Below are 20,255 nucleotides of genomic sequence, written 5' to 3'. Positions count from 1 at the left end.
CAAGCGGGCGGTTGACTTCGCCGATGCCGCACCACAGGAATAGCGCCATGTTAGCTGCCATTCCCTTTCCCGATATTTCGCCCGAAATTTTCTCGGTCACGCTATTTGGCGCGACCTTTGCGCTGCGCTGGTATGCGGTGTCCTATATCGTGGGGATCGCGATAGGGTATCGCATGATTTCGGCGGCCCTGAAGCGGCCCGCCCTTTGGCGAGGCGAGCCGCCAGTCGCGCCGGCCCGGCTTGAGGATTATCTGACCTATATCGTGATCGGTGTGATCGCGGGCGGGCGGCTGGGCTACTGCTTTTTCTACCAACCGGGATATTATCTGACGCATCCGCTGGAAATTCCGGCGATTTGGACCGGGGGCATGTCGTTTCACGGCGGCTTTGTCGGGGTTGTGCTGGCCGTTATTTTGTTTGCCCGCCGCAATGCGGTTTCCCTTGGGTCGATGGCAGATGTGACGGCGCTGGCGGCGACGCCCGCGATTTTTCTGGTGCGGATCGCCAATTTCATCAACGACGAATTGTGGGGGCGGCCAACCGACCTGCCGTGGGGCGTTGTTTTTCCGTCGGCAGCTGCGCAGGATTGTCCGGGTGTTGTCGGTTTATGCGCAAGGCATCCAAGCCAGCTTTACGAATCCGCGCTGGAAGGTTTGGTGCTGGGGGCACTTTTGCTGTTTCTGGTTTATCTCAGGGGTGCGCTGAAGTTTCCTTGGCTGATCACGGGCGTCTTTTGTGCCGGCTATGCGTTTGTGCGGTTCATGCTGGAATTCGTGCGCCAGCCCGACGCGCAATTTCGCGGAACGGACAACCCGCTTGGCTGGGCGCTTGATCTTGGCGATTGGGGGCTGACAATGGGGCAATGCCTGTCGCTGCCGATGTTTGTGTTCGGGGTCAGCCTGATCGTGCTGTCGCGCCGCACGTGAGCCTGGCTGCGCAATTGCGTGCGCGTATCGCGCAAAGTGGTCCCATGACGCTGGCCGATTACATGGCCGCCTGTTTGCTGGACCCGGCGCATGGGTATTACGCCACCCGCGATCCGTTCGGTGCCGGGGGTGACTTCATCACCTCGCCCGAGGTCAGTCAGATGTTCGGGGAAATGATTGGCTTGTGTCTGGCCCAAGCCTGGCTGGACCAAGGATCACCAAGCCCCTTTGTCTTGGCCGAGGCGGGGCCGGGGCGCGGGACGTTGATGGCGGATATTCTGCGCGCCACGCGCGGTGTGCCGGGCTTTGTGGATGCGGCGCAGGTGCATTTGATTGAAGCCTCGGCGACGCTGCGTGCGGCGCAGGCTGAACGGGTGCCGGGGGCAATCTGGTTGGATCACGTGGACCAGCTGCCGCAGCAACCGCTGCTGTTTGTCGCGAACGAGTTTTTTGATGCGCTTCCGATCCGCCAGTTTCGCCGTGACGGGGCAGGGTGGCGCGAAGTCGTGGTTGGGCTGAAGGACGGTCAGCTTGCCTTTGGCGTGACCGACCCTGCGCCCTTGGCCGTATTGGCGCATCGTCTAGATGATACCAAAGATGGTGATCTGGTCGAGGTTTGTCCGGCGCTGGTGCCGATTACCGCAGCGATCAGCAGCCGAATTGCCGCACACGGCGGGGCGGCGCTGATTATCGATTATGGCGACTGGACGTCGCTGGGTGATACGTTTCAGGCTGTGCAGGCGCACCGGATGACGGATCCGCTGGCGGACCCCGGTCAGGCAGATCTGACGGCGCATGTGGACTTTGCCGCGCTGGCGGCCGCGGCCAAGCCGGCCCTCCACTCCCGTCTGACGCCGCAAGGCGTGTTTCTGGAACGCCTTGGCATCACGCAGCGGGCACAGGCCCTGGCCGCAGGTTTATCCGGCCCCGCCCTGGAGGCGCATATCGCTGCACATCGCCGCTTGACCCACCCTGCCGATATGGGCGACCATTTTAAGGTGATCGGGATCTATCCCGATGGCGCCACCCCACCACCGGGATTGACCGCATGACACTGGATATCATCACCGCGCCTTTGCTAAGCCCTTTGCGGCACGGGTTCTTTACCCGCGTCGGCGGTGCGTCGTCAGGGGTGTTTTCCGGTCTCAACTGTGGATTTGGCAGCAGCGATCAGTCGGACATTGTGGCGATCAATCGCGGGCGTGTCGCGGGCGCGATGGGGGTTGATGCCGGTGCGCTGGCGGGGGTTCATCAGGTCCATTCCGCCGACGTGGTCGCGGTGACCGCCGCACCGGTCGACAAGCCAAAGGCTGACGGTCTTGTTACGGCGACGCCGGGCGTGGCGCTTTCAGTACTGACGGCGGATTGCCAGCCAATCCTGTTTGCCGATCCGGTCGCGCGTGTCATAGGGGCCTGCCATGCCGGGTGGCAGGGCGCGCTGGACGGTGTGATCGACGCAACGGTCAAGGGGATGGAGGCGCTGGGCGCAAGCGCTGCCAATATCCGCGCTGTCATCGGGCCGACGATTAGTCAGCGCGCTTATGAAGTGGGTCCGGAATTTCGGGCGCGTTTCATGGCGCAAGATCCTAGTGCAGAGCGTTTCTTTGTTGCAGGGCAGGGGGATCGTTTGCATTTCGACCTGCCCGCTTACGGCCTTCATCGATTGGGGCGCGCCGGGGTGAAGCAGGCAGAGTGGACGCGGCATTGCACCTATGGTGATCCGGCGCGATTCTTTTCCTATCGGCGCAGTGTGCATGCCAAGGACCCGGATTACGGTCGTTTGATTGCAGCGATTTCGCTGTAATCAGGCGCAAATAGGGCAAGTAGCGGTCCTGATCCTGCCTTCATTTTCGAAACAGTCGGTTTTGATCAACGCAGATTGGTGCTGCTTTTGCGCGCAATCGCGGTGTTTTCCCATGGTTTCCTGGCGTGCAACAATATGGCCGCAATTGGCTGGATTGGCGCGGCCAATTTATTTGAAAACCGCGTGAATGGCCTAATTTGTGCCGCAGCATCGCGTGACACTGGTCCCATCAGCTGCACCTGCAGCCCCAAATTTTCAGAGGACCACCCCATGACACAGCAAAAGCGCTGGATGACTAACATGATCGCCGAAGCCGAGGTCTGCAGCACCAAGATGCCTTGGGAACGCGGATTGCGCCGCCAAGCGATGATTTCCCGGCGGCTGGATGCAGAAGAACGCAAAGTCAAAGTCACGTTGCCGCCGATGCCTGTCGGTATTCAGTTGGCCAGCTAAGACGGCCGCACATTTGATTGCCAGCAATTTTCTGACTGGTACCGGACATCCCGCGCTGTTCATGCCTCTGGTGGCGCGGGTTTTCATGTTTCCAGCGCGGCCCCGTGCGGTCGTTGGCTGACGTCATGATATGAACGAGTCAAACTTTTCCAAGATAGCTGCGAAAGTCCGGCAGAGCATGCAGGATTTGCATTGGTTCACGGCAATAGACAGTTAGTGATTCGCGGCTCAAACCGGCTTTGGAGGCCCGAATTAAGGCGCGACTGATCCGCCTTCGGGGACAATCACCCCGATAATTTACCTATTAGTAGCCAGTTAAGCGTGTTTGCGAAAACACTTTGACAGCACCACCCCTTTTTTGACACATTTGGACCAACAGCAACGTTCTCCTCAGATGTTGTCGGTGGGGCCGACAGATGATGTGACAAACCGCAAGGGTGCCACATGACGTCCAAGACCCCCACTGCCGCCGCAGGCCTCGCGGCGGATCGCTATTCAAATCCGGTGTCCTCAGACCGGATCGCTAGTCCAGATGGGCAACCTCAGCGCGTGATGCCTCTCATGCGCAGATACGAGGTTGCCCACCTGACGACTTCCCTCGAAACATTTGAATTCCATCGCCTTGCACCCGCAAGTGCTGTGTTCGAAGACTGCTTTGGTGCGCTGGGCCGCGGTGCAATCTTGCAAACCGATACCGGCCCGCGCGCGGTCGAGGATCTGTGGCCGGGTGACCGCGTGTTGACGGTTAGTCATGGTTTGCAGACCCTGCTATGGCGCGGCCAGATGCAGATTGTGCCGCGCAGCACGCAATTGCGCCCCGAAATCGGCACGATGGTCCGCATCACGTCAGAGGCAATGGGCCTGTCGCGTCCGGCGCAGGATCTGGTGCTGGGGCCTACGGCCCGTATTGCCCACCGTGCCCCGGGGACGCGGCGTTTGACCGGGGACGAGGTTGCCTTTGTGCCCGCGCGGGACTTTGTAGACCATTGCAGTGTGATTGCATTGCAACCGATTGCGCCCGTGCACGCCTATCAGCTTGGCTTTGCCGATCATGCGGCTGTCAGCGTCAACGGAATAGAGGTTGAAACCCTTCATCCCGGTCTGCCGCATCAGTTGAACCTGCGGGGCGAAACAGCGGCGACACTGATGGCTATGTTCCCGCACAAAACATCGCTGTCTGACTTTGGTCCCTTATTGCATCCCCGCATCGCCTTGCGCGATCTGGATCTGTTCAGTGCCGCTTGATTAGAACCCGTAGGCAAGGCCCGCACAGTGGGTGCGGGCCAGGGGGATGGATCAGGCCTCTTTCGCTAAGCGCGCTTCAAGCACGTCGAATGGAACGCCTGGTTCATCCTTTGCGCCCCGAATAACCAGCGATGTCTTGACGCTGGCCACGTTCGGCGCGCTGGTCAGCTCTTCTGTCAGGAACCGCTGGAAAGACCGCAAATCAGGCGCGACGCATTTCAGGATGAAATCGACCTCGCCGTTCAGCATGTGACATTCGCGCACAAGCGGCCAGCCTTTGCAGCGGCCTTCAAATGCGCTCAGGTCGGCTTCTGCCTGACTGACAAGCCCGACCATCGCGAACACCTGAACCTCGAACCCTAGTTCACGCGGGTCGATATCGGCATGATAACCGCGAATGTAGCCCTGCTCCTCTAGCGTGCGCACGCGGCGCAGGCAGGGCGGGGCACTTATGCCGACCCGCTTGGCCAGCTCGACATTGGTCATCCGCCCGTCAGCTTGTAGCTCGGCAAGAATCATACGATCAATTTCATCGAGTTTCGAGCCGGGCATACCTGTAATCCTCTTAAAATTTTGCAATTCATACGCGACTGCTGCGATGGGCGCAATAATGTAACAATCCTGCGCAACAACCGACAATCCGAAGTGGGTTTTCATGGTGCCGCCACGCGCCTATATCCACACCAAAGCCATCAGGAGGCATCCCATGACGGATCGCAACACACATACCAAGGTCTTGATCGTCGGCTCTGGCCCGGCCGGTTACACTGCTGGCGTCTATGCCAGCCGGGCAATGCTGGAACCCATGCTGATCCAGGGGATCGAACCGGGCGGCCAGCTGACCACCACGACAGAAGTTGAAAACTGGCCTGGCGATACTGAAGTGCAGGGCCCCGACCTAATGGTCCGTATGGAGGCGCACGCCCGCGCCATGGGCACCAACATCGTGCATGACATTGTCACCTCGCTTGATCTGTCCAAGCGTCCCTTTACGGCGACCTGCGACAGCGGTGCGGTTGTGACAGCTGATGCTGTTATTTTGGCAACCGGCGCGCGGGCCAAATGGCTCGGCCTGCCGTCCGAGGAAAAGTTTAAAGGCTTCGGCGTCAGCGCCTGCGCTACTTGCGATGGCTTCTTCTATCGCGGTCAGGAAATCGTCGTGGTTGGCGGCGGCAATACTGCCGTAGAAGAGGCGCTTTTCCTGACGAATTTTGCGTCCAAGGTCACATTGGTTCATCGCCGTGATACGCTGCGCGCGGAAAAGATCCTGCAGGACCGCCTACTGAAGAACCCCAAGATCGTCCCGATGTGGCACCATGCGGTGGAAGAGGTCGTCGGCACGACTGACCCGCTTGGCGTAGAGGCCGTACGTGTAAAGCATGTCGAAACCGGAGAGGTCACCGAAATCCCCGCTAAGGGGCTGTTCATTGCCATCGGCCATGCGCCCGCATCGGAACTGGTCAAGGATCAGCTGGAAACGCATAACGGCGGCTACGTGAAGGTAGAGCCAGGCACGACACGCACCGCTATTCCCGGCGTGTTTGCCGCGGGCGATCTGACCGATCACATTTATCGCCAAGCGGTAACGTCAGCCGGGATGGGGTGCATGGCCGCATTGGATGCAGAACGCTTCCTTGCCGAACACGGCGAAGCAGAGCGTGAAGACGTCACGCTGCCGCTTGGCTACGGCGCAGAAGAGCCTGCCGAATAAACCGTTGGCTGGCCCCCGCCGCAAGGCGGCGGGTCAGTTTCACCGCCTTCGGCACTGTTCTGCGACCATCAGGCTTTCTGGAACAATATCCCGAATTTTGGGGCGTAATTGATCCATTGCGTCCCAAGTTTGCTTGAATGTTGCGGCAAGTCTTGATCCTGCCATGATTCCATGTTTCCGACGCTTCTGAATTGAAACGACATTTTCACAGGTCCACCCATGCCTCAAAATCTCTCGCCGATCCCTGAACTTTATGTCTCGCCCGACAGCGCGCAAAAGCTGAAGCAAGAGGCAGGCGAGCTGATCAGCCACGACCTGACCTCGCGCCAGATTTGCGATCTGGAACTGCTGATGAACGGTGGCTTCTATCCGCTTAAGGGTTTTCTGCCCGAAGCCGATTACGACTCCGTCGTGTCCGACATGCGCCTTGCCGATGGCAAGCTGTGGCCGATGCCCATTACCCTAGATGTGTCGCAAAAGTTCGCAGACACGATCGAATTGGGCACTGATATCGCGCTGCGCGACCAGGAAGGTGTGATCCTTGCGACCATGACCGTCACTGATAAATGGGTGCCGAACAAATCGCTCGAAGCCGAAAAAGTCTTTGGCGCTGACGATTCAGCCCATCCTGCGGTGAACTACCTGCATAACACCGCTGGCGCGGTTTATCTGGGCGGTCCGGTTACGGGCATTCAGCAGCCTGTGCACTATGACTTCCGGTCAAAGCGTGACACGCCGAACGAGCTGCGCGCCCTGTTCCGCAAACTGGGCTGGCGCAAGGTTGTCGCCTTCCAGACCCGCAACCCACTGCACCGCGCGCATCAGGAACTGACGTTCCGCGCCGCGAAAGAAGCGCAAGCTAACCTGCTGATCCACCCTGTTGTCGGCATGACCAAGCCGGGTGACGTAGACCACTTTACCCGCGTGCGCTGCTACGAGGCGGTCCTGGACCAGTACCCCCAGTCCACGACAACCATGTCGTTGCTGAACCTGGCCATGCGTATGGCTGGCCCGCGCGAAGCTGTCTGGCACGGCCTGATCCGCGCCAACCACGGCTGCACCCACTTCATCGTTGGCCGCGACCACGCCGGCCCCGGCAAAAACTCTGCCGGTAAAGATTTCTACGGCCCCTATGACGCGCAGGAGCTGTTCAAAAAGCATGAAGAAGAGATCGGCCTCGAAATGGTCGACTTCAAGCACATGGTCTACGTGCAGGAAAAGGCGCAATACTATCCTGCGGACGAAGTCCCCGAAGGCGGCACCGTGCTGGATATCTCCGGCACCGAACTGCGTCGCCGTCTGGCCGAAGGTCTGGAAATCCCCGAGTGGTTTTCTTTCCCGCAGGTCGTGGCAGAGCTGCGCCGGACCAAGCCTGCCCGCAACAAGCAGGGCTTTACCGTGTTCTTTACCGGCTTTTCCGGGTCTGGCAAATCTACCATTGCCAACGCCCTGATGGTCAAGCTGATGGAGATGGGTGGCCGTCCGGTAACGCTGCTTGACGGTGATATCGTGCGCAAGAACCTGTCGTCCGAATTGGGCTTTTCCAAAGAGCACCGCGACCTGAACATCCGCCGCATCGGCTATGTCGCATCGGAAATTACCAAAAACGGTGGCATCGCGATCTGTGCGCCCATCGCGCCCTATGCAACGACCCGCCGCGCCGTGCGCGAGGATATCGAATCCTTCGGTGCTTTCATTGAAATACACGTCGCCACCTCGATCGAGGAATGCGAGCGCCGGGATCGCAAGGGGCTTTACAAGCTGGCCCGTGAAGGCAAGATCAAGGAATTTACCGGTATTTCCGATCCCTACGATGTGCCGGAAAACCCCGAAATGCGTATCGAAACTGAATCGTCAGATGTCGATCACTGCGCTCATCAGGTTATTCTGAAGCTGGAGTCGATGGGCCTGATCACCGCCTAAAACCCGGCGTGAAAAACAACAAAAGGCCGGACCATCGCGTCCGGCCTTTTTTATATCGTATCACTCGCGGTTTTGCACTTACCTGTCCTTGCGCGGGAAGGGGCTGAAAACCTTAGTGCAGCGTGACCAGTTGCATATGGTGTTCGGCTGCCAGATGGGTTGCAATCCCCTGGCTTGCCACCAGCGCGACCTGTTCGCCCATCGTGTTGTGCACCGCAAACAGTGTTTTCAAATCGCCTGCCTGCGCCCGCACGTCGTCTGGTAGGTCAGCCGTCAGCACGGGCTTAAGATAGACGATATTTTGACCCAAAGACTGCAGATCGTTTTTTGTAAACATGGCTTATCCTTTCCGGATCTGGATTGTTTGTATAACGCGGTCAGGCTCGCTTCGGTTCAAATCGATGTGCAGCAAGCCGTTTTCGATGGTCGCTGCGCCGACCTCGACCCCTTCGGCCAGCACGAAAGAGCGTTGGAATTGCCGCCCTGCAATACCGCGGTGCAAAAAGACACGTTCGCCCGCATCGTCGTTTTGGCGGCCGCGCACGACCAGCGTCGAATCCTCGACCGTGATGGCCAGATCGTCTTCGGCGAAGCCGGCGACAGCCAGTGTGATGCGATACGACCGGTCAGAGGTCTGTTCAATGTTATACGGGGGATAGCCGTCGTTTCCCGTCTTGGCGGTGCGTTCCACCAAACGTTCCAGCTGCTCAAACCCCAGCAGGAACGGATGCGTTCCCAAAGCCAGTTTTGTCATGCGACACGTCCTTGTCTTGAAGCGACATCTGCAAAGCGGCCCCGCATTCGGCAACCGCTGCTTCTAATATGGGAACCTTTGCGCCTTGTCGCAAGTCGGCGGTTGCGCCTGTGTTGACGGGACTGAAACCTCTAGGCGTTTTTGTCGAAAAGCGATAGGACTGCATCAACCCCGCATGGACGGTGATCCGTGCAATTATTGAAAGACCGTTATGAATTCCTCTTCCCGCATGAGCGAGGCAGAAATCCTGACGATTGAGCTTGCTGTGCTGCGCGGCGAACATCGGGACCTTGACCTTGCGATCACTGCCTTGCAGGCACGCCACCCCGGTGACGTGCTGACCCTGAAGCGGCTTAAGAAAAAGAAGCTTTCGCTCAAGGATCTGATTGCCCGGCTCGAGGATCGTCTCAATCCCGACATCATCGCCTGACGACCCAGACTTGCCGCTGCGTTTACGCAGGGTATAAGGCAACGACATTATGACAAGGGGGGGCGTCATGGCAGACGTGCAGATCGGCATCATTATGGGCAGCCAATCCGACTGGCCAACCATGAAAGAAGCCGCCGATATCCTTGATGCGCTTGGTGTCCATTACGAAAAAAAGATCGTCAGCGCCCACCGCACCCCTGACCGCCTTTGGGACTACGGCAAGACCGCCGTCGATCGAGGCTTGCATGTCATTATCGCGGGGGCAGGGGGCGCGGCCCATTTGCCGGGCATGATGGCATCGAAAACCCGCGTCCCCGTGCTGGGCGTACCGATCCAGACCCGTGCGCTATCGGGTGTCGACAGTCTCTATTCCATTTTACAGATGCCGCGGGGCTTTCCCGTGGGCACCATGGCAATCGGTACGGCGGGCGCGGCGAATGCTGGTCTGATGGCCGCCGCGATCCTTGCCCTGCATGATCCCGCTTTGGCAAAACGCCTTGATCAATGGCGCAGCGATCTGTCTGCCTCTATCGCGCAGGAACCATCCGATGACTGAACCACTTGCCCCCGGCGCAACCATTGGCATTTTGGGCGGCGGCCAGCTCGGGCGCATGCTCTCTGTCGCGGCAGCGCGCCTGGGCTTCAAAACCTGCATTTTTGAACCTGCCGGCGACTGTCCCGCGTCCCATGTCGCGAATTTTCACATGCAGGCGGATTACGACGACACCGACGCATTGACGCGCTTTGCGCAATCCTGCGACGTCATCACCTTTGAATTCGAAAACATCCCCACCGCTGCCCTTGATACGATCGAGGCACTGCGCCCGATCCATCCGCCCCGCGCGGCCCTTGCGACATCGCAGGACCGGCTGACCGAAAAGACGTTTCTACAAGGGCTTGGCCTAACGACCGCGCCCTTTGCCGATATTACCGACGCAGCCAGCCTTGACGCTGCAATCGCCAACATCGGCACCCCTGCGATCCTGAAAACCCGGCGTATGGGGTATGACGGCAAGGGGCAGGCGCGGATCATGGCACAGGGTGATGCCGGGCCTGCGCTGGATGATATGAACGGTCAACCGGCAATTCTGGAAGGATTCGTGGACTTCACCCACGAGGTTTCCGTTATCGCCGCCCGCGGGCAGGACGGCGCTGTCGCCTGCTTCGACCCCGGACAAAACGTGCACCACGGCGGCATTTTGCACACAACAACAGTACCTGCGACCTTGACGCCCACCCAACGCACGGACGCGATCCTGATCGCTGCGCGTATCCTGAATGCACTGGATTATGTCGGCGTGCTTGGTGTCGAGCTCTTCGTGACGCCCAAAGCCCTTATTGTGAACGAAATCGCGCCGCGTGTGCATAATTCTGGTCACTGGACGCAAAATGGCTGCGCCATCGACCAGTTCGAACAGCATATTCGTGCAGTGGCGGGCTGGACGCTGGGCGATGGATCACGGCACAGCAACGTGACGATGGAAAACCTGATTGGCGACGACGTGGACCGCATCCCGCACATCGCAAAGGAATCCGCCAGCCTGCACCTTTACGGCAAACCGCAGGCGCGCCCCGGTCGTAAAATGGGCCACGTCAACCGCGTCACCGGCCCGGCGACATAATTCACGGTCGGCCTGCTTCATCTGGCAAAATAAACTCCCGCGCGGCGCGCTGAGGTTTTTCGCAACGCGGAAAACCTCACATTTGCTCGCCAGAATTAACTAATTAGCAACCATCACACCGCTACCTGTTAACTGTAGTTAATTTAAGGAGCGCGCATGGTCGCGATGGCCTATACCGTCGCGTTCGACGGGATCGATGCGCGTCTGGTGCAGGTGCAATGCGCCATTAGCCCCGGCTTGCCGGGATTTTCCATCGTGGGGTTGCCCGACAAGGCCGTGTCAGAAGCACGCGAGCGGGTCCGCGCGGCGCTGACAGCGATGGCCATTGCGCTCCCAAGCCAGCGGATCAGCATCAATCTTTCTCCCGCCGATATGCCCAAAGAGGGATCTCACTTTGACTTGCCTATCGCGCTGGCTGTGCTGGCAGCGCTGGAGGTCGTTCCCCACGAAGAAGTTTCTGATCTTGTGTCGCTGGGGGAACTGTCGCTTGACGGGACACTGGTTCCCGTCATTGGCGCGCTGCCGGCGGCCGTGACGGCGGGTGACAGCGATCGGTCCCTGATGTGTCCCGCCGCCTGCGGGGCAGAAGCAGCCTGGGTTGACAGCGTCCGTGTCATTGCACCTGCCTCTCTTGCGCAGGCCATCTCTCATCTGACAGGTCGTGCTGTGCTTGATGCTGCCGTGCCTGGCGACGTGACCCATGCCAGTGGCGCGCGCTGCCTGTCAGAAGTGAAAGGCCAGGAACGCGCCAAGCGCGGGTTGGAAATTGCCGCAGCCGGGCGGCATCATATGCTTTTGGTCGGCAGCCCCGGCTCTGGCAAATCCATGCTTGCCGCCCGTATTCCTGGCATCCTCCCGGCCCTCACCCCGCTAGAGGCGCTGGAGACGTCGATGATCCACTCTCTTGCCGGGCTTCTGGACGACGGTGGCATTTCCCGGACCCGGCCGTTTCGCGAGCCGCACCACACCGCGTCGATGGCAGCCATCGTCGGTGGCGGGCGTGGCGCAAAACCGGGGGAAATCAGTCTGGCCCACAATGGTGTGTTGTTCATGGATGAATTCCCCGAATTCCCGCGCACCGTTCTGGAAACCTTGCGTCAACCGATCGAAACCGGCGAGGTCGTCGTGGCCCGCGCCAATGCGCATGTCCGCTATCCTTGCCGTTTCATGCTGGTCGCAGCAGCGAACCCATGCAAGTGCGGCTATCTTGCGGAAGCTGCCCGCGCCTGCAGTCGCGCGCCAGTCTGCGGAGAGGACTATATGGGGCGGATCAGCGGGCCACTGATGGACCGCTTCGATCTGCGGGTCGAGGTGCCGCCGGTTGCCTTTACCGATCTTGACCTGCCACGGTCAGGGGACACATCCGCAGATATAGCGGCGCGCGTCGCGCAGGCCCGCGCGCTGCAGGTGGCGCGCTATGATGGCCATGCGGGGATGATGGCAAATGCTGATGCGCAAGGCGCGGTGCTGGAGCAGGTCGCGACTCCGGACACAGAAGGCCGCGATTTGCTGTTGCGCGTGGCAGAGCGGTTCGGGCTGTCGGCCCGCGGCTATCACCGCGTTTTGCGGGTAGCGCGCACAATCGCGGATCTGGACGGATCGGCAAGCGTGCGGCGCAACCATGTCGCCGAGGCGGTCAGTTTTCGGCTGACCTTGACGAAAGAAGTTTGAAGCCACCGTTTGTGCAAGACCTGTTCCGAATTTTCGAAAGAAAATTCGGTGCCTCCGGCGGGAGTTTGTCTGGCCAGATGAAGCTGGATCAGCCCCGGTAAAGGGTCATGAAGGCCGGCCATGCGGCTGGATCTGCAACAGTTTTATCCCGGCAAAAGGCATTGCAGAAACCGAAAATACGTTGGCCGATTTCAGCGAGATGAGTGACGGGGTCACCGGAATAAGGGCATGCTGTATTTTCTGCCGTGCCGGTATCGACGCGCGCGGCTGCCAACGGAGTGGGGCCGGGCCAGGGGCGTGTGGGGCCCTGGTGTTCGAAAACCTTTGACGTCTGGTTTGCTGCCAGACCCATCGCACGCCAGCGGCGCAGCGCAGGATCGGCCAGATGGGCTGCCACATAGGCTTTCGTCGCGGGGTGCGTGTCAAAGCCGTAATTGGCCAAGCGTATAGCCATGGGGGCAAAAATAGCGTCCGCAATGCTGTAGTCGCCGCACAGCCAGGGTGTGTCTTGCCCTGTGACAGCTCGGGCGTGGGCCCAGATTGCCTCTAGTCGGTCCAGTTCTGCCGAGATTGATTCAGATGGCTGAACAGGCGCGTAGCTGCGATGCAGGTTGACGGGCCATTCTGCGCGTAGTCTGCGAAAGCTGCTGTGCATTTCATTGGCAAGGGCGCGAGCCGTGCCGCGGGCAAGGGGCGCTGCTGGCCAGAGGCCGGCGTTCGGGTAGAGGCTGGCGAGTTCCTCGGCGATGGCCATGCTGTCTGACAGAATGGCCCCATCGGACGTGATCATGGTAGGCAGGGTGCGCGCTGGTGCGTAATCTGTCATCAGCGCGCCGACGCCGTCTTCTGTTGCAGGATAGAGCACCGTCGTTTTGACATAATCTGACAGGCCGAAACGGTCGACCATCAGCCATGCGGCAAGCGACCAGCTGAAGTAGAGGCGATTTCCGATGATCAGCTGATGGGTCACTGTAAAGCTATCCTATGGGCGATGATTGATGCGGCCTATTTGCCAGTCTTTTGCGCGGATCTTTATATCGGTCACGCCAAGGGGATCAATAGAATGGCCCATAGCCTGAAAGGCCGTCTGGCCCGTGGCGCGCGGGATCTGGGACATGATCGCGCCCATATGTGCCACAATGATCAGGTGGGCCGGGGCGTGCGCTGCAATCAGTGTCTGAATGGCGCGGAACACGCGGGTTGTGACGTCGTTCCAGCTTTCACCGTTCGGGGCGGCCAGATCCCCGGGATTTTCCCAGAACTGGCGTGACAGAACGGGATCGCGCGCGCTGACTTGCGTGTGGTGCAGACCATCCCAGGCACCGAAGTCGATCTCTCTTAGGTCGTTGCAATGGGGCAGGCGGGTGCGGCTGGGTGTCAAGGCGTCGGCGGTTTGCACGGCCCGGATCAGATCGGACGACACCAGCAGCGCATTCCGGGGCAGGTAGGCATCAAGCCGCGTCAGGGCTGCCTTATCAGACAGATCAACGGGTACGTCGCGCCAGCCTGTCATTACCCTCTGGTGGGTGGGGCCATGACGTACAAGCCACAGGCGGGTCACGGCAGATCGCCTTTCAAGGCGAGCGGCAGGCCGGCCATGACGGCCACGACGGTTTCCGCCTGCGCGGCAAGTCGGCGGTTAATCTGCCCTTGCGCGTTGCGGAACCGTCTTGAGAGCGCGTTGTCCGGCACGATGCCCATGCCGACCTCGTTCGAGACGACGACAACGGGGCACGGGCAGGCCGCAAGGGCGGCGAGTAGGTCATCGCAGGCGGCCGATATGTTGCGGTCGGCCAGCAGAATGTTAGTCAGCCAAAGTGTCACGCAATCCAGTAGCACGATACCGGCGGGGTCTTGCTGGCGTAGCGCATCGGCCGGGTCAAGCGGAGCATCCACCGTCGTCCAGCCTGCGCCGCGCTGGATGATATGCGCATCGATTTTCGCCTTCATTTCGGCATCGAAAGCCTGAGCTGTCGCAATGTAAGTTCTTGGCCTGCCTGTGGAAGTGACGAGCCCTTCGGCATAAGCCGATTTTCCGGACGACGCGCCGCCTAGTATGAAAATGAGGTTCTGCAACTTCTTCATGGAACTTTCGCTGCGGCAACGTGTTTGAACCCACATAGAGACTGCCTTGCCCTAAGACACAAGCAGTTCGCGCAACCCTGGGGGATACCTTGATGGCATTTGACGGATACTCGGATCAGACCATGTCGCGGACTGCGATGAAAGCGGAGCTGCTGGACGCGGATACGGAGTTGCGACTGGCCTATGCATGGCGGGACGAACGGTGCGAGGAAAGCCTTCACCGTCTTATCACGGCCTATATGCGTCTGGCGATTTCCATGGCGGCAAAATTCAAGCGGTACGGGGCACCGATGAACGACCTCATTCAAGAGGCCTCTGTGGGTCTCATGAAGGCGGCCGAGAAGTTTGACCCCGATCGCGGCGTGAGGTTTTCGACCTATGCCGTCTGGTGGATCAAGGCGAGTATTCAGGACTATGTGATGCGCAACTGGTCGATGGTTCGCACCGGGTCTACATCTTCGCAGAAGTCGTTGTTCTTTAACCTGCGCCGCGTGCAGGCGCGCCTGGAACGTGAAGCGGCTGCCGAAGGTCGCAAGCTGGAAGGTCACATCATGCGACAACTGATCGCAACAGAGGTCGGCGTGCCGCTGCATGATGTCGAGATGATGGAAGGCCGCCTGTCAGGTTCCGATTTCAGCCTGAATGCGACCCAGTCGTCAGAAGATGAAGGTCGCGAGTGGATTGATGCGCTGGAGGACGACAGCTCTCAGGCTGCAGAAAACGTCGAGCTGGCGCATGACAACGCGCAGCTGCGGCAGTGGCTGCTGACGGCGCTGGGCGATCTGAACGATCGCGAGCGGTTTATCGTGCGCGAGCGCAAGTTGCGTGACGACCCGCGCACGCTAGAAAGCCTCGGCGGCGAGCTGGGCCTGAGCAAGGAACGTGTACGCCAGTTGGAGGCCGCGGCCTTTGGAAAGATGCGCAAGAATCTGGAAAGCCAGAGCCGCGAAGTGACTGCGTTTTTCGCCTGATCGCAGCCATATCGAAATGGCGCGCAGCACCCGCTGCGCCATTGCAGCATATGATGCCAGCCCGTTGCCACGGGCTGGCATTTTTCATTGAATGCATGGTGCGGGGGGCAGGTCAGCACGCGCCATGTTGTCATCGCGGGATGCTGCCCCTACATCTGGGCGCAACACAAAGGGGCGCATCATGCTGCACGACAAGCGTATTTTGCTGATTATCGGTGGTGGTATCGCGGCCTATAAGTCGCTTGAGCTTATTCGGCTGCTGCGCAGCGCCGGGGCCGCGGTGACGCCGGTCATGACAAAGGCCGCCGCGGAGTTTGTCACCCCCTTGAGCGTTTCTGCATTGGCCGGCGAAAAGATTTATGACGACCTATTCGATCTGACGGACGAGGCTGATATGGGCCATATCCAGCTGTCGCGTGTCGCCGATCTAATCGTTGTTGCGCCCGCGACGGCCGACCTGATGGCCAAGGCTGCAACCGGGTTGGCAGGCGATCTGGCGACCACGCTTTTGCTGGCGACGGATACGCCCGTCATGATGGCCCCGGCGATGAATGTGCGGATGTGGAACCACCCCGCCACGCAGCGCAATCTGGCCGTGTTGCAAGGCGATGGCGTCAGCTTTGTTGGCCCGGACGTGGGCGATATGGCCTGCGGGGAACACGGGCCGGGGCGGCTGGCCGAACCTGCGGCCATTTTCGCGGCAATTGAGCGGCAGCTGTCAGGAGGCCCCCTACAGGGCAGGCATGTCATCGTCACCTCTGGTCCGACTCACGAACCGATTGATCCCGTGCGCTATATCGCCAACCGGTCGTCCGGTGCGCAGGGCACGGCCATTGCGCAGGCGCTGGTGGCGCTGGGGGCGCAGGTGACTTTTGTAACCGGCCCAGCAAGCGTGCCGCCGCCGGTCGGTGTGACATTGGTAAGGGTCGAAACGGCGCAGCAGATGAAAGACGCTGTTATGGCCGCGTTGCCCGCGCAGGTCGCGGTTTTCGCTGCGGCTGTGGCCGACTGGCGAGTCGCCAATGCCGGGGCGCAAAAGATGAAGAAAACTGCAGGCGGTCTGCCCGCGTTGGAATTTGCCGAAAATCCCGACATCCTTGCCACTGTCAGCGCTTTGGATGCAGCAATGCGTCCGGCACTTGTTGTGGGCTTTGCTGCAGAGACGCAGGACGTGACCGAACTGGCGACACAAAAGCGGGCGCGCAAAGGGTGCGACTGGATCGTGGCGAACGACGTCAGCGACGGCACAGGCATCATGGGCGGCACGGAAAATGCTGTGACACTGATTACGCCGCAGGGCGCGGAAGATTGGCCGCGCATGGCCAAGGCTGCGGTGGCGCAGCGCCTTGCGCAGCGCATCGCCGAGGCGCTGGCGTGAGCGATTTGAGTTTATCTGGCCAGATGAAATGCAGGTTGCGGGTCGCACTTGCCTTTGTACCCGGGGCGGACGAGACCTTGCCGCTGCCGGTTTATCAGACCGCCGGGGCGGCGGGGGCGGATGTATGTGCGAATTTCGATGCAGCTGATCGGGCGCAGGGTGTGACGCTGATCCCCGGTGCGCGGGCCCTGATTCCGACAGGCTTGCGCCTTGCGGTCCCGCAAGGGTTCGAGGTGCAGGTCCGCGCCCGTTCCGGTCTGGCGATGCGGCACGGAATTGCGCTGGTGAATGCGCCGGGCACGATCGATAGCGATTATCGCGGCCCGCTTGGTGTGCTGGTGGTCAATCTGGGTCAGGAGGCGTTTACCGTGACCCATGGGATGCGGATTGCGCAACTGGTTGTGGCCCCTGTGGTGCAAGCCGGTTTTGCGCTGGGCGATCTGGATGATACGGCGCGGGGGGGCGGCGGGTTCGGGTCCACCGGCCTGGCAAGTGACAGGGGCGCATCGTGATTTTTGTCGGGTTTTTGGCTGCGCTGATCTGGAGGATTGGCGCTGCGATGGAGGCCCCGCGCCGCGCGCGGTGGATTATGCTGGCTGCGTTGATTACTGCTGTCATAGCGGCGCAGCTGACGCTGCCAGCCGGGCATTCCCTGCGCGAGGCGACGGGCGGCGACGTGCGGTTGTGGCTGTTGATCCTTGGATTTGCTGCGCTGGTCTGGGGCTACACCGCTGTTCTGCGTGCCGTGAAATCGCGCGCCCGTCCGGAGCCGGTTGCGGACGTACCGACCAGGGCGGGATTGTCGGACGACGAACTGCAACGCTATGCGCGCCACATAATGCTACGCGAAGTGGGCGGCACCGGACAGGCGGCTTTGGCCCGCGCTAGGGTGCTGGTGATCGGGGCCGGCGGGCTGGGATCGCCCGCGCTGCAGTATCTGGCCGCCAGCGGCGTTGGCACGATCGGCATCATTGATGACGATGTGGTCGATCACAGCAATCTGCAGCGACAGGTGATCTATGGCGAGGCTGACGTTGGCCAGCCCAAGGTGCAGATCGCCGCGCAGGAGATCACGCGCCGCAATCACCACGTGACGGTGCGCCCCTATCAGCGCCGTCTGACCGCCGAGATCGCGGCGGATCTGATCGCGGATTATGATCTGGTGATGGACGGCTGCGACAATTTCGATACGCGTTATCTGGTCAACCAGACCTGCACCGCGCTGGGCGTGCCGCTGATTGCGGCTGCGATGACCCAATGGGAAGGGCAAATCAGTTTTTATGATCCTGCCCGTGGCACGCCTTGTTTTGCCTGCGTCTTTCCAGAACGTCCTGCACCCGGCCTTGTCCCAAGCTGCGCCGAGGCGGGGGTCATCGGCCCGCTGCCCGGCGTCATGGGGGCGATGATGGCACTGGAGGCGGTGAAGGCAATTACGGGGGCTGGGCTGGGGCTGGGGGGGCGTATGCTGATTTACGATGCGCTTTATGCCGATACGCGGATCATGCAGGCGTCGGTGCGGGCTGATTGTGCCGTCTGTAAGGGCAAGGGCTTGCAGGCCGGCGCACAAGCCGCCAAGGTCTGAGCCGGGATATTATCTGGGATTGGACCTGCCATGAAAATCTTGACTTCCATTGCCGCTGTGATGCTGGCGACGACTGCTGCCGCTGAAAGCCATTTGCCGGATCTGGGCGGGCAGGTCGTGACCGTTGCGACGGAAAATGCCTATCCGCCGTTGCAATTTATCCAGGATGGGAAGGCGGTTGGCTGGGAATATGACGCCATGGCGGAAATCGCGCGCCGTCTGAACCTTGACGTTGTTTACGAAAACAGCAGCTGGGATGCGATGATACCCGCTGTGTCAGAAGCGCAGTATGACATCGGCATGACGGGCATCACGATCCGCGATGACCGGGCTGAAGTTGTCGACTTTTCAGACCCCTATATGACATCCGAAATGGTCATGCTGGTCCGCGGGGATGAGGACCGTTTTAGCGATGCCGCTGGCTTTGCCGCCGATGCCGACCTGCTGATGGCCGCCCAGCCCGGTACGACGCCGTTTTACGTTGGCGTCTATGACGTGTTGGACGGGGACGAGGCGAACCCGCGGATCCGGACGATGGAAACCTTTGGCGCCACAGTGCAGGCGCTGCGCACCGGCGATGTTGATTTGGTGCTGACAGACGGCACAGCCGGGCAAGGCTATGTCGATGCCTCGGGCGGGGCGCTGAAGATCGTAGGAGAGAAGCTGGGGACCGAAGATTTTGGCTTCATCTTTCCGAAAGGCTCGCCCCTCGTCGGGCCGATTAATCTGGCGATTGCGGATATGGAAGCGGATGGCACGCTGGATGCGCTGAATACCCGGTGGTTCCTTGATTTCAAAATGGGCGAATAAGACAACGTGACGCCGCGCGGCCGCGACTTTCCCTATTGGCTGGTTGCGGCCGGCTTAATCGGCGCTGCGATGTTCGCGGCGGTGCTGGGTGATCCTGCATCACGCGGGGTACTTGTCACGCTGATGCAGGGCGTCAAGACAACGGTGTTTGTCACGCTGGTCAGCTATACGATGGCCTGTGCGCTGGGGCTTGCGCTGGCGCTGATGGCGGGGTCGGGGTCGATCGTGCTGCGGCAAATCTCTCGGTTCTATGTCGAGGTGATGCGGGGCATCCCGATCCTGGTTTTGTTGCTTTATGTTGCCTTTGTACTGGCACCGGCGCTGGTTGCCGGGTGGAACGCACTGGGTCTGCCAGAGGCGCGGACCCGCGACTTCCCCCTTCTGTGGCGCGCCATTATCGCCTTGTTTCTGGCCTATTCTGCCTTTCTGGCCGAGGTTTTCCGGGCCGGGCTGCAATCGGTCGACCAAGGCCAGATCGAGGCAGGCCGCGCCTTGGGCTTGTCTCGCTGGCATAGGTTCCGCTTTGTCGTTTGGCCGCAGGCATTCCGTACGATCCTGCCGCCGCTGGGCAATGATTTTGTGGCGATGGTAAAGGATTCGTCTTTGGTGTCGGTGCTGGGCGTGGCGGACATCACCCAGCTGGGCAAGGTGCTGGCGGCTGGTAATTTCCGTTATTTCGAGACCTATAACGTTGTGGCGCTGGTGTATCTGACCATGACGATTACGCTGTCCATCGTTCTGCGCCGGTTCGAGCGGGGACAGCGCCGCGGTTGAGGAAGCGGGCCAAGCTGATCGGCGCGGGCTGCGCTTTAACCGTAGGCGGGATTTGAGTTTATTTTGCCAGATGAACGGGGGGCGGTGGCGCCTTTGCGGGTCCGGCCTTACCTTGC

At 60.3% G+C, this 20,255-nt stretch carries 23 protein-coding genes; 17 read left to right on the top strand and 6 right to left on the bottom strand.

Annotated features, from left to right (window positions below; genetic code table 11):
- Positions 1-47: 47 nt before the first annotated feature.
- The 5 genes from lgt (at position 48) to SJY10_RS14595 (ending at position 4,428) form a co-directional block, all read left to right on the top strand.
- Positions 48-926: a prolipoprotein diacylglyceryl transferase gene (gene lgt / locus SJY10_RS14615; protein WP_386683935.1), complete on the top strand. Its 879-nt coding sequence runs from the start codon at positions 48-50 to the stop codon at positions 924-926.
- A 44-nt stretch (positions 927-970) separates the two neighbouring features.
- Positions 971-1,978, top strand: a complete 1,008-nt coding sequence (locus SJY10_RS14610; RefSeq protein ID WP_386683933.1) for a class I SAM-dependent methyltransferase — start codon at positions 971-973, stop codon at positions 1,976-1,978.
- Complete coding sequence (gene pgeF, locus SJY10_RS14605; RefSeq protein WP_386683931.1) at positions 1,975-2,730, top strand: peptidoglycan editing factor PgeF; 756 nt, start codon at positions 1,975-1,977, stop codon at positions 2,728-2,730. Before SJY10_RS14610 ends, pgeF begins: the two co-directional genes overlap by 4 nt.
- 270 nt (positions 2,731-3,000) lie before the next feature.
- Entirely contained in the window at positions 3,001-3,183 is a 183-nt protein-coding gene (locus tag SJY10_RS14600) for a hypothetical protein (protein WP_386683929.1), read from the top strand.
- A 444-nt stretch (positions 3,184-3,627) separates the two neighbouring features.
- On the top strand, positions 3,628-4,428 hold the full coding sequence (locus SJY10_RS14595; RefSeq protein WP_386683928.1) for a Hint domain-containing protein: 801 nt from the start codon (positions 3,628-3,630) through the stop codon (positions 4,426-4,428).
- Between the two features lie 51 nt (positions 4,429-4,479).
- On the opposite strand, the gene SJY10_RS14590 is transcribed toward SJY10_RS14595, so the two are convergent.
- Positions 4,480-4,980, bottom strand: a complete 501-nt coding sequence (locus tag SJY10_RS14590) for an Lrp/AsnC family transcriptional regulator (RefSeq protein ID WP_386683927.1) — start codon at positions 4,978-4,980, stop codon at positions 4,480-4,482.
- A gap of 154 nt (positions 4,981-5,134) precedes the next feature.
- Between SJY10_RS14590 and trxB the strand changes: the two genes are divergently transcribed.
- Positions 5,135-6,139, top strand: coding sequence for a thioredoxin-disulfide reductase (gene trxB / locus SJY10_RS14585; RefSeq protein ID WP_386683925.1), 1,005 nt, complete (start codon positions 5,135-5,137; stop codon positions 6,137-6,139).
- A 219-nt stretch (positions 6,140-6,358) separates the two neighbouring features.
- Entirely contained in the window at positions 6,359-8,062 is a 1,704-nt protein-coding gene (locus SJY10_RS14580; RefSeq protein WP_386683923.1) for a bifunctional sulfate adenylyltransferase/adenylylsulfate kinase, read from the top strand.
- A gap of 112 nt (positions 8,063-8,174) precedes the next feature.
- On the opposite strand, the gene SJY10_RS14575 is transcribed toward SJY10_RS14580, so the two are convergent.
- Positions 8,175-8,399, bottom strand: coding sequence for a DUF1150 family protein (locus tag SJY10_RS14575; RefSeq protein ID WP_386683921.1), 225 nt, complete (start codon positions 8,397-8,399; stop codon positions 8,175-8,177).
- Positions 8,400-8,402: 3 nt separating this feature from the next.
- Positions 8,403-8,816, bottom strand: coding sequence for an Hsp20 family protein (locus tag SJY10_RS14570; RefSeq protein WP_386683919.1), 414 nt, complete (start codon positions 8,814-8,816; stop codon positions 8,403-8,405).
- Positions 8,817-9,027: 211 nt separating this feature from the next.
- Here SJY10_RS14570 and SJY10_RS14565 point away from each other — a divergent pair, with 211 nt between their 5' ends.
- The 4 genes from SJY10_RS14565 (at position 9,028) to SJY10_RS14550 (ending at position 12,539) form a co-directional block, all read left to right on the top strand.
- Positions 9,028-9,246: a YdcH family protein gene (locus SJY10_RS14565; protein WP_386683917.1), complete on the top strand. Its 219-nt coding sequence runs from the start codon at positions 9,028-9,030 to the stop codon at positions 9,244-9,246.
- Positions 9,247-9,313: 67 nt separating this feature from the next.
- Entirely contained in the window at positions 9,314-9,802 is a 489-nt protein-coding gene (purE, locus tag SJY10_RS14560) for a 5-(carboxyamino)imidazole ribonucleotide mutase (protein ID WP_386683914.1), read from the top strand.
- The gene (locus SJY10_RS14555; protein WP_386683911.1) at positions 9,795-10,868 is read left to right on the top strand and encodes a 5-(carboxyamino)imidazole ribonucleotide synthase; all 1,074 of its coding nucleotides are present in this window, start codon (positions 9,795-9,797) and stop codon (positions 10,866-10,868) included. The genes purE and SJY10_RS14555 overlap by 8 nt, the downstream gene beginning before the upstream one ends.
- Positions 10,869-11,024: 156 nt before the next feature.
- Positions 11,025-12,539, top strand: coding sequence for a YifB family Mg chelatase-like AAA ATPase (locus SJY10_RS14550; RefSeq protein WP_386683909.1), 1,515 nt, complete (start codon positions 11,025-11,027; stop codon positions 12,537-12,539).
- 88 nt (positions 12,540-12,627) lie between these two features.
- Here the strand turns inward: SJY10_RS14550 and SJY10_RS14545 are convergent, their stop codons facing one another.
- The 3 genes from SJY10_RS14545 to cobU are packed head-to-tail and all read right to left on the bottom strand — an operon-like array spanning position 12,628 to position 14,624.
- Positions 12,628-13,509 (bottom strand): glutathione S-transferase, encoded by an 882-nt coding sequence (locus SJY10_RS14545; RefSeq protein WP_386683907.1) that lies wholly within the window; start codon positions 13,507-13,509, stop codon positions 12,628-12,630.
- Between the two features lie 12 nt (positions 13,510-13,521).
- On the bottom strand, positions 13,522-14,100 hold the full coding sequence (locus SJY10_RS14540) for a histidine phosphatase family protein (RefSeq protein WP_386683904.1): 579 nt from the start codon (positions 14,098-14,100) through the stop codon (positions 13,522-13,524).
- Positions 14,097-14,624, bottom strand: a complete 528-nt coding sequence (gene cobU, locus SJY10_RS14535) for a bifunctional adenosylcobinamide kinase/adenosylcobinamide-phosphate guanylyltransferase (protein WP_386683902.1) — start codon at positions 14,622-14,624, stop codon at positions 14,097-14,099. Before cobU ends, SJY10_RS14540 begins: the two co-directional genes overlap by 4 nt.
- 92 nt (positions 14,625-14,716) lie before the next feature.
- Here cobU and SJY10_RS14530 point away from each other — a divergent pair, with 92 nt between their 5' ends.
- From SJY10_RS14530 to SJY10_RS14505, 6 genes are all read left to right on the top strand, one after another.
- A complete protein-coding gene (locus SJY10_RS14530) occupies positions 14,717-15,595 on the top strand; it encodes an RNA polymerase factor sigma-32 (RefSeq protein WP_386683899.1) in 879 nt (292 codons plus the stop codon).
- A 181-nt stretch (positions 15,596-15,776) separates the two neighbouring features.
- Positions 15,777-16,973 (top strand): bifunctional phosphopantothenoylcysteine decarboxylase/phosphopantothenate--cysteine ligase CoaBC, encoded by a 1,197-nt coding sequence (gene coaBC / locus SJY10_RS14525; protein ID WP_386683896.1) that lies wholly within the window; start codon positions 15,777-15,779, stop codon positions 16,971-16,973.
- A 23-nt stretch (positions 16,974-16,996) separates the two neighbouring features.
- Positions 16,997-17,485 (top strand): dUTP diphosphatase, encoded by a 489-nt coding sequence (dut, locus tag SJY10_RS14520; RefSeq protein WP_386684711.1) that lies wholly within the window; start codon positions 16,997-16,999, stop codon positions 17,483-17,485.
- The gene (locus SJY10_RS14515; protein ID WP_386683893.1) at positions 17,482-18,555 is read left to right on the top strand and encodes a HesA/MoeB/ThiF family protein; all 1,074 of its coding nucleotides are present in this window, start codon (positions 17,482-17,484) and stop codon (positions 18,553-18,555) included. The genes dut and SJY10_RS14515 overlap by 4 nt, the downstream gene beginning before the upstream one ends.
- Positions 18,556-18,585: 30 nt before the next feature.
- On the top strand, positions 18,586-19,365 hold the full coding sequence (locus SJY10_RS14510; RefSeq protein ID WP_386683891.1) for a transporter substrate-binding domain-containing protein: 780 nt from the start codon (positions 18,586-18,588) through the stop codon (positions 19,363-19,365).
- Between the two features lie 6 nt (positions 19,366-19,371).
- Entirely contained in the window at positions 19,372-20,139 is a 768-nt protein-coding gene (locus SJY10_RS14505) for an amino acid ABC transporter permease (RefSeq protein ID WP_386683888.1), read from the top strand.
- Positions 20,140-20,255: the final 116 nt, after the last annotated feature.

It is taken from the genome of Loktanella sp. R86503 (assembly GCF_042466455.1).
Lineage (GTDB): Bacteria > Pseudomonadota > Alphaproteobacteria > Rhodobacterales > Rhodobacteraceae > Loktanella.
The sequence above is the reverse complement of the archived record's forward strand: the minus strand, read 5'-3'. Positions and strand labels throughout refer to the sequence as shown.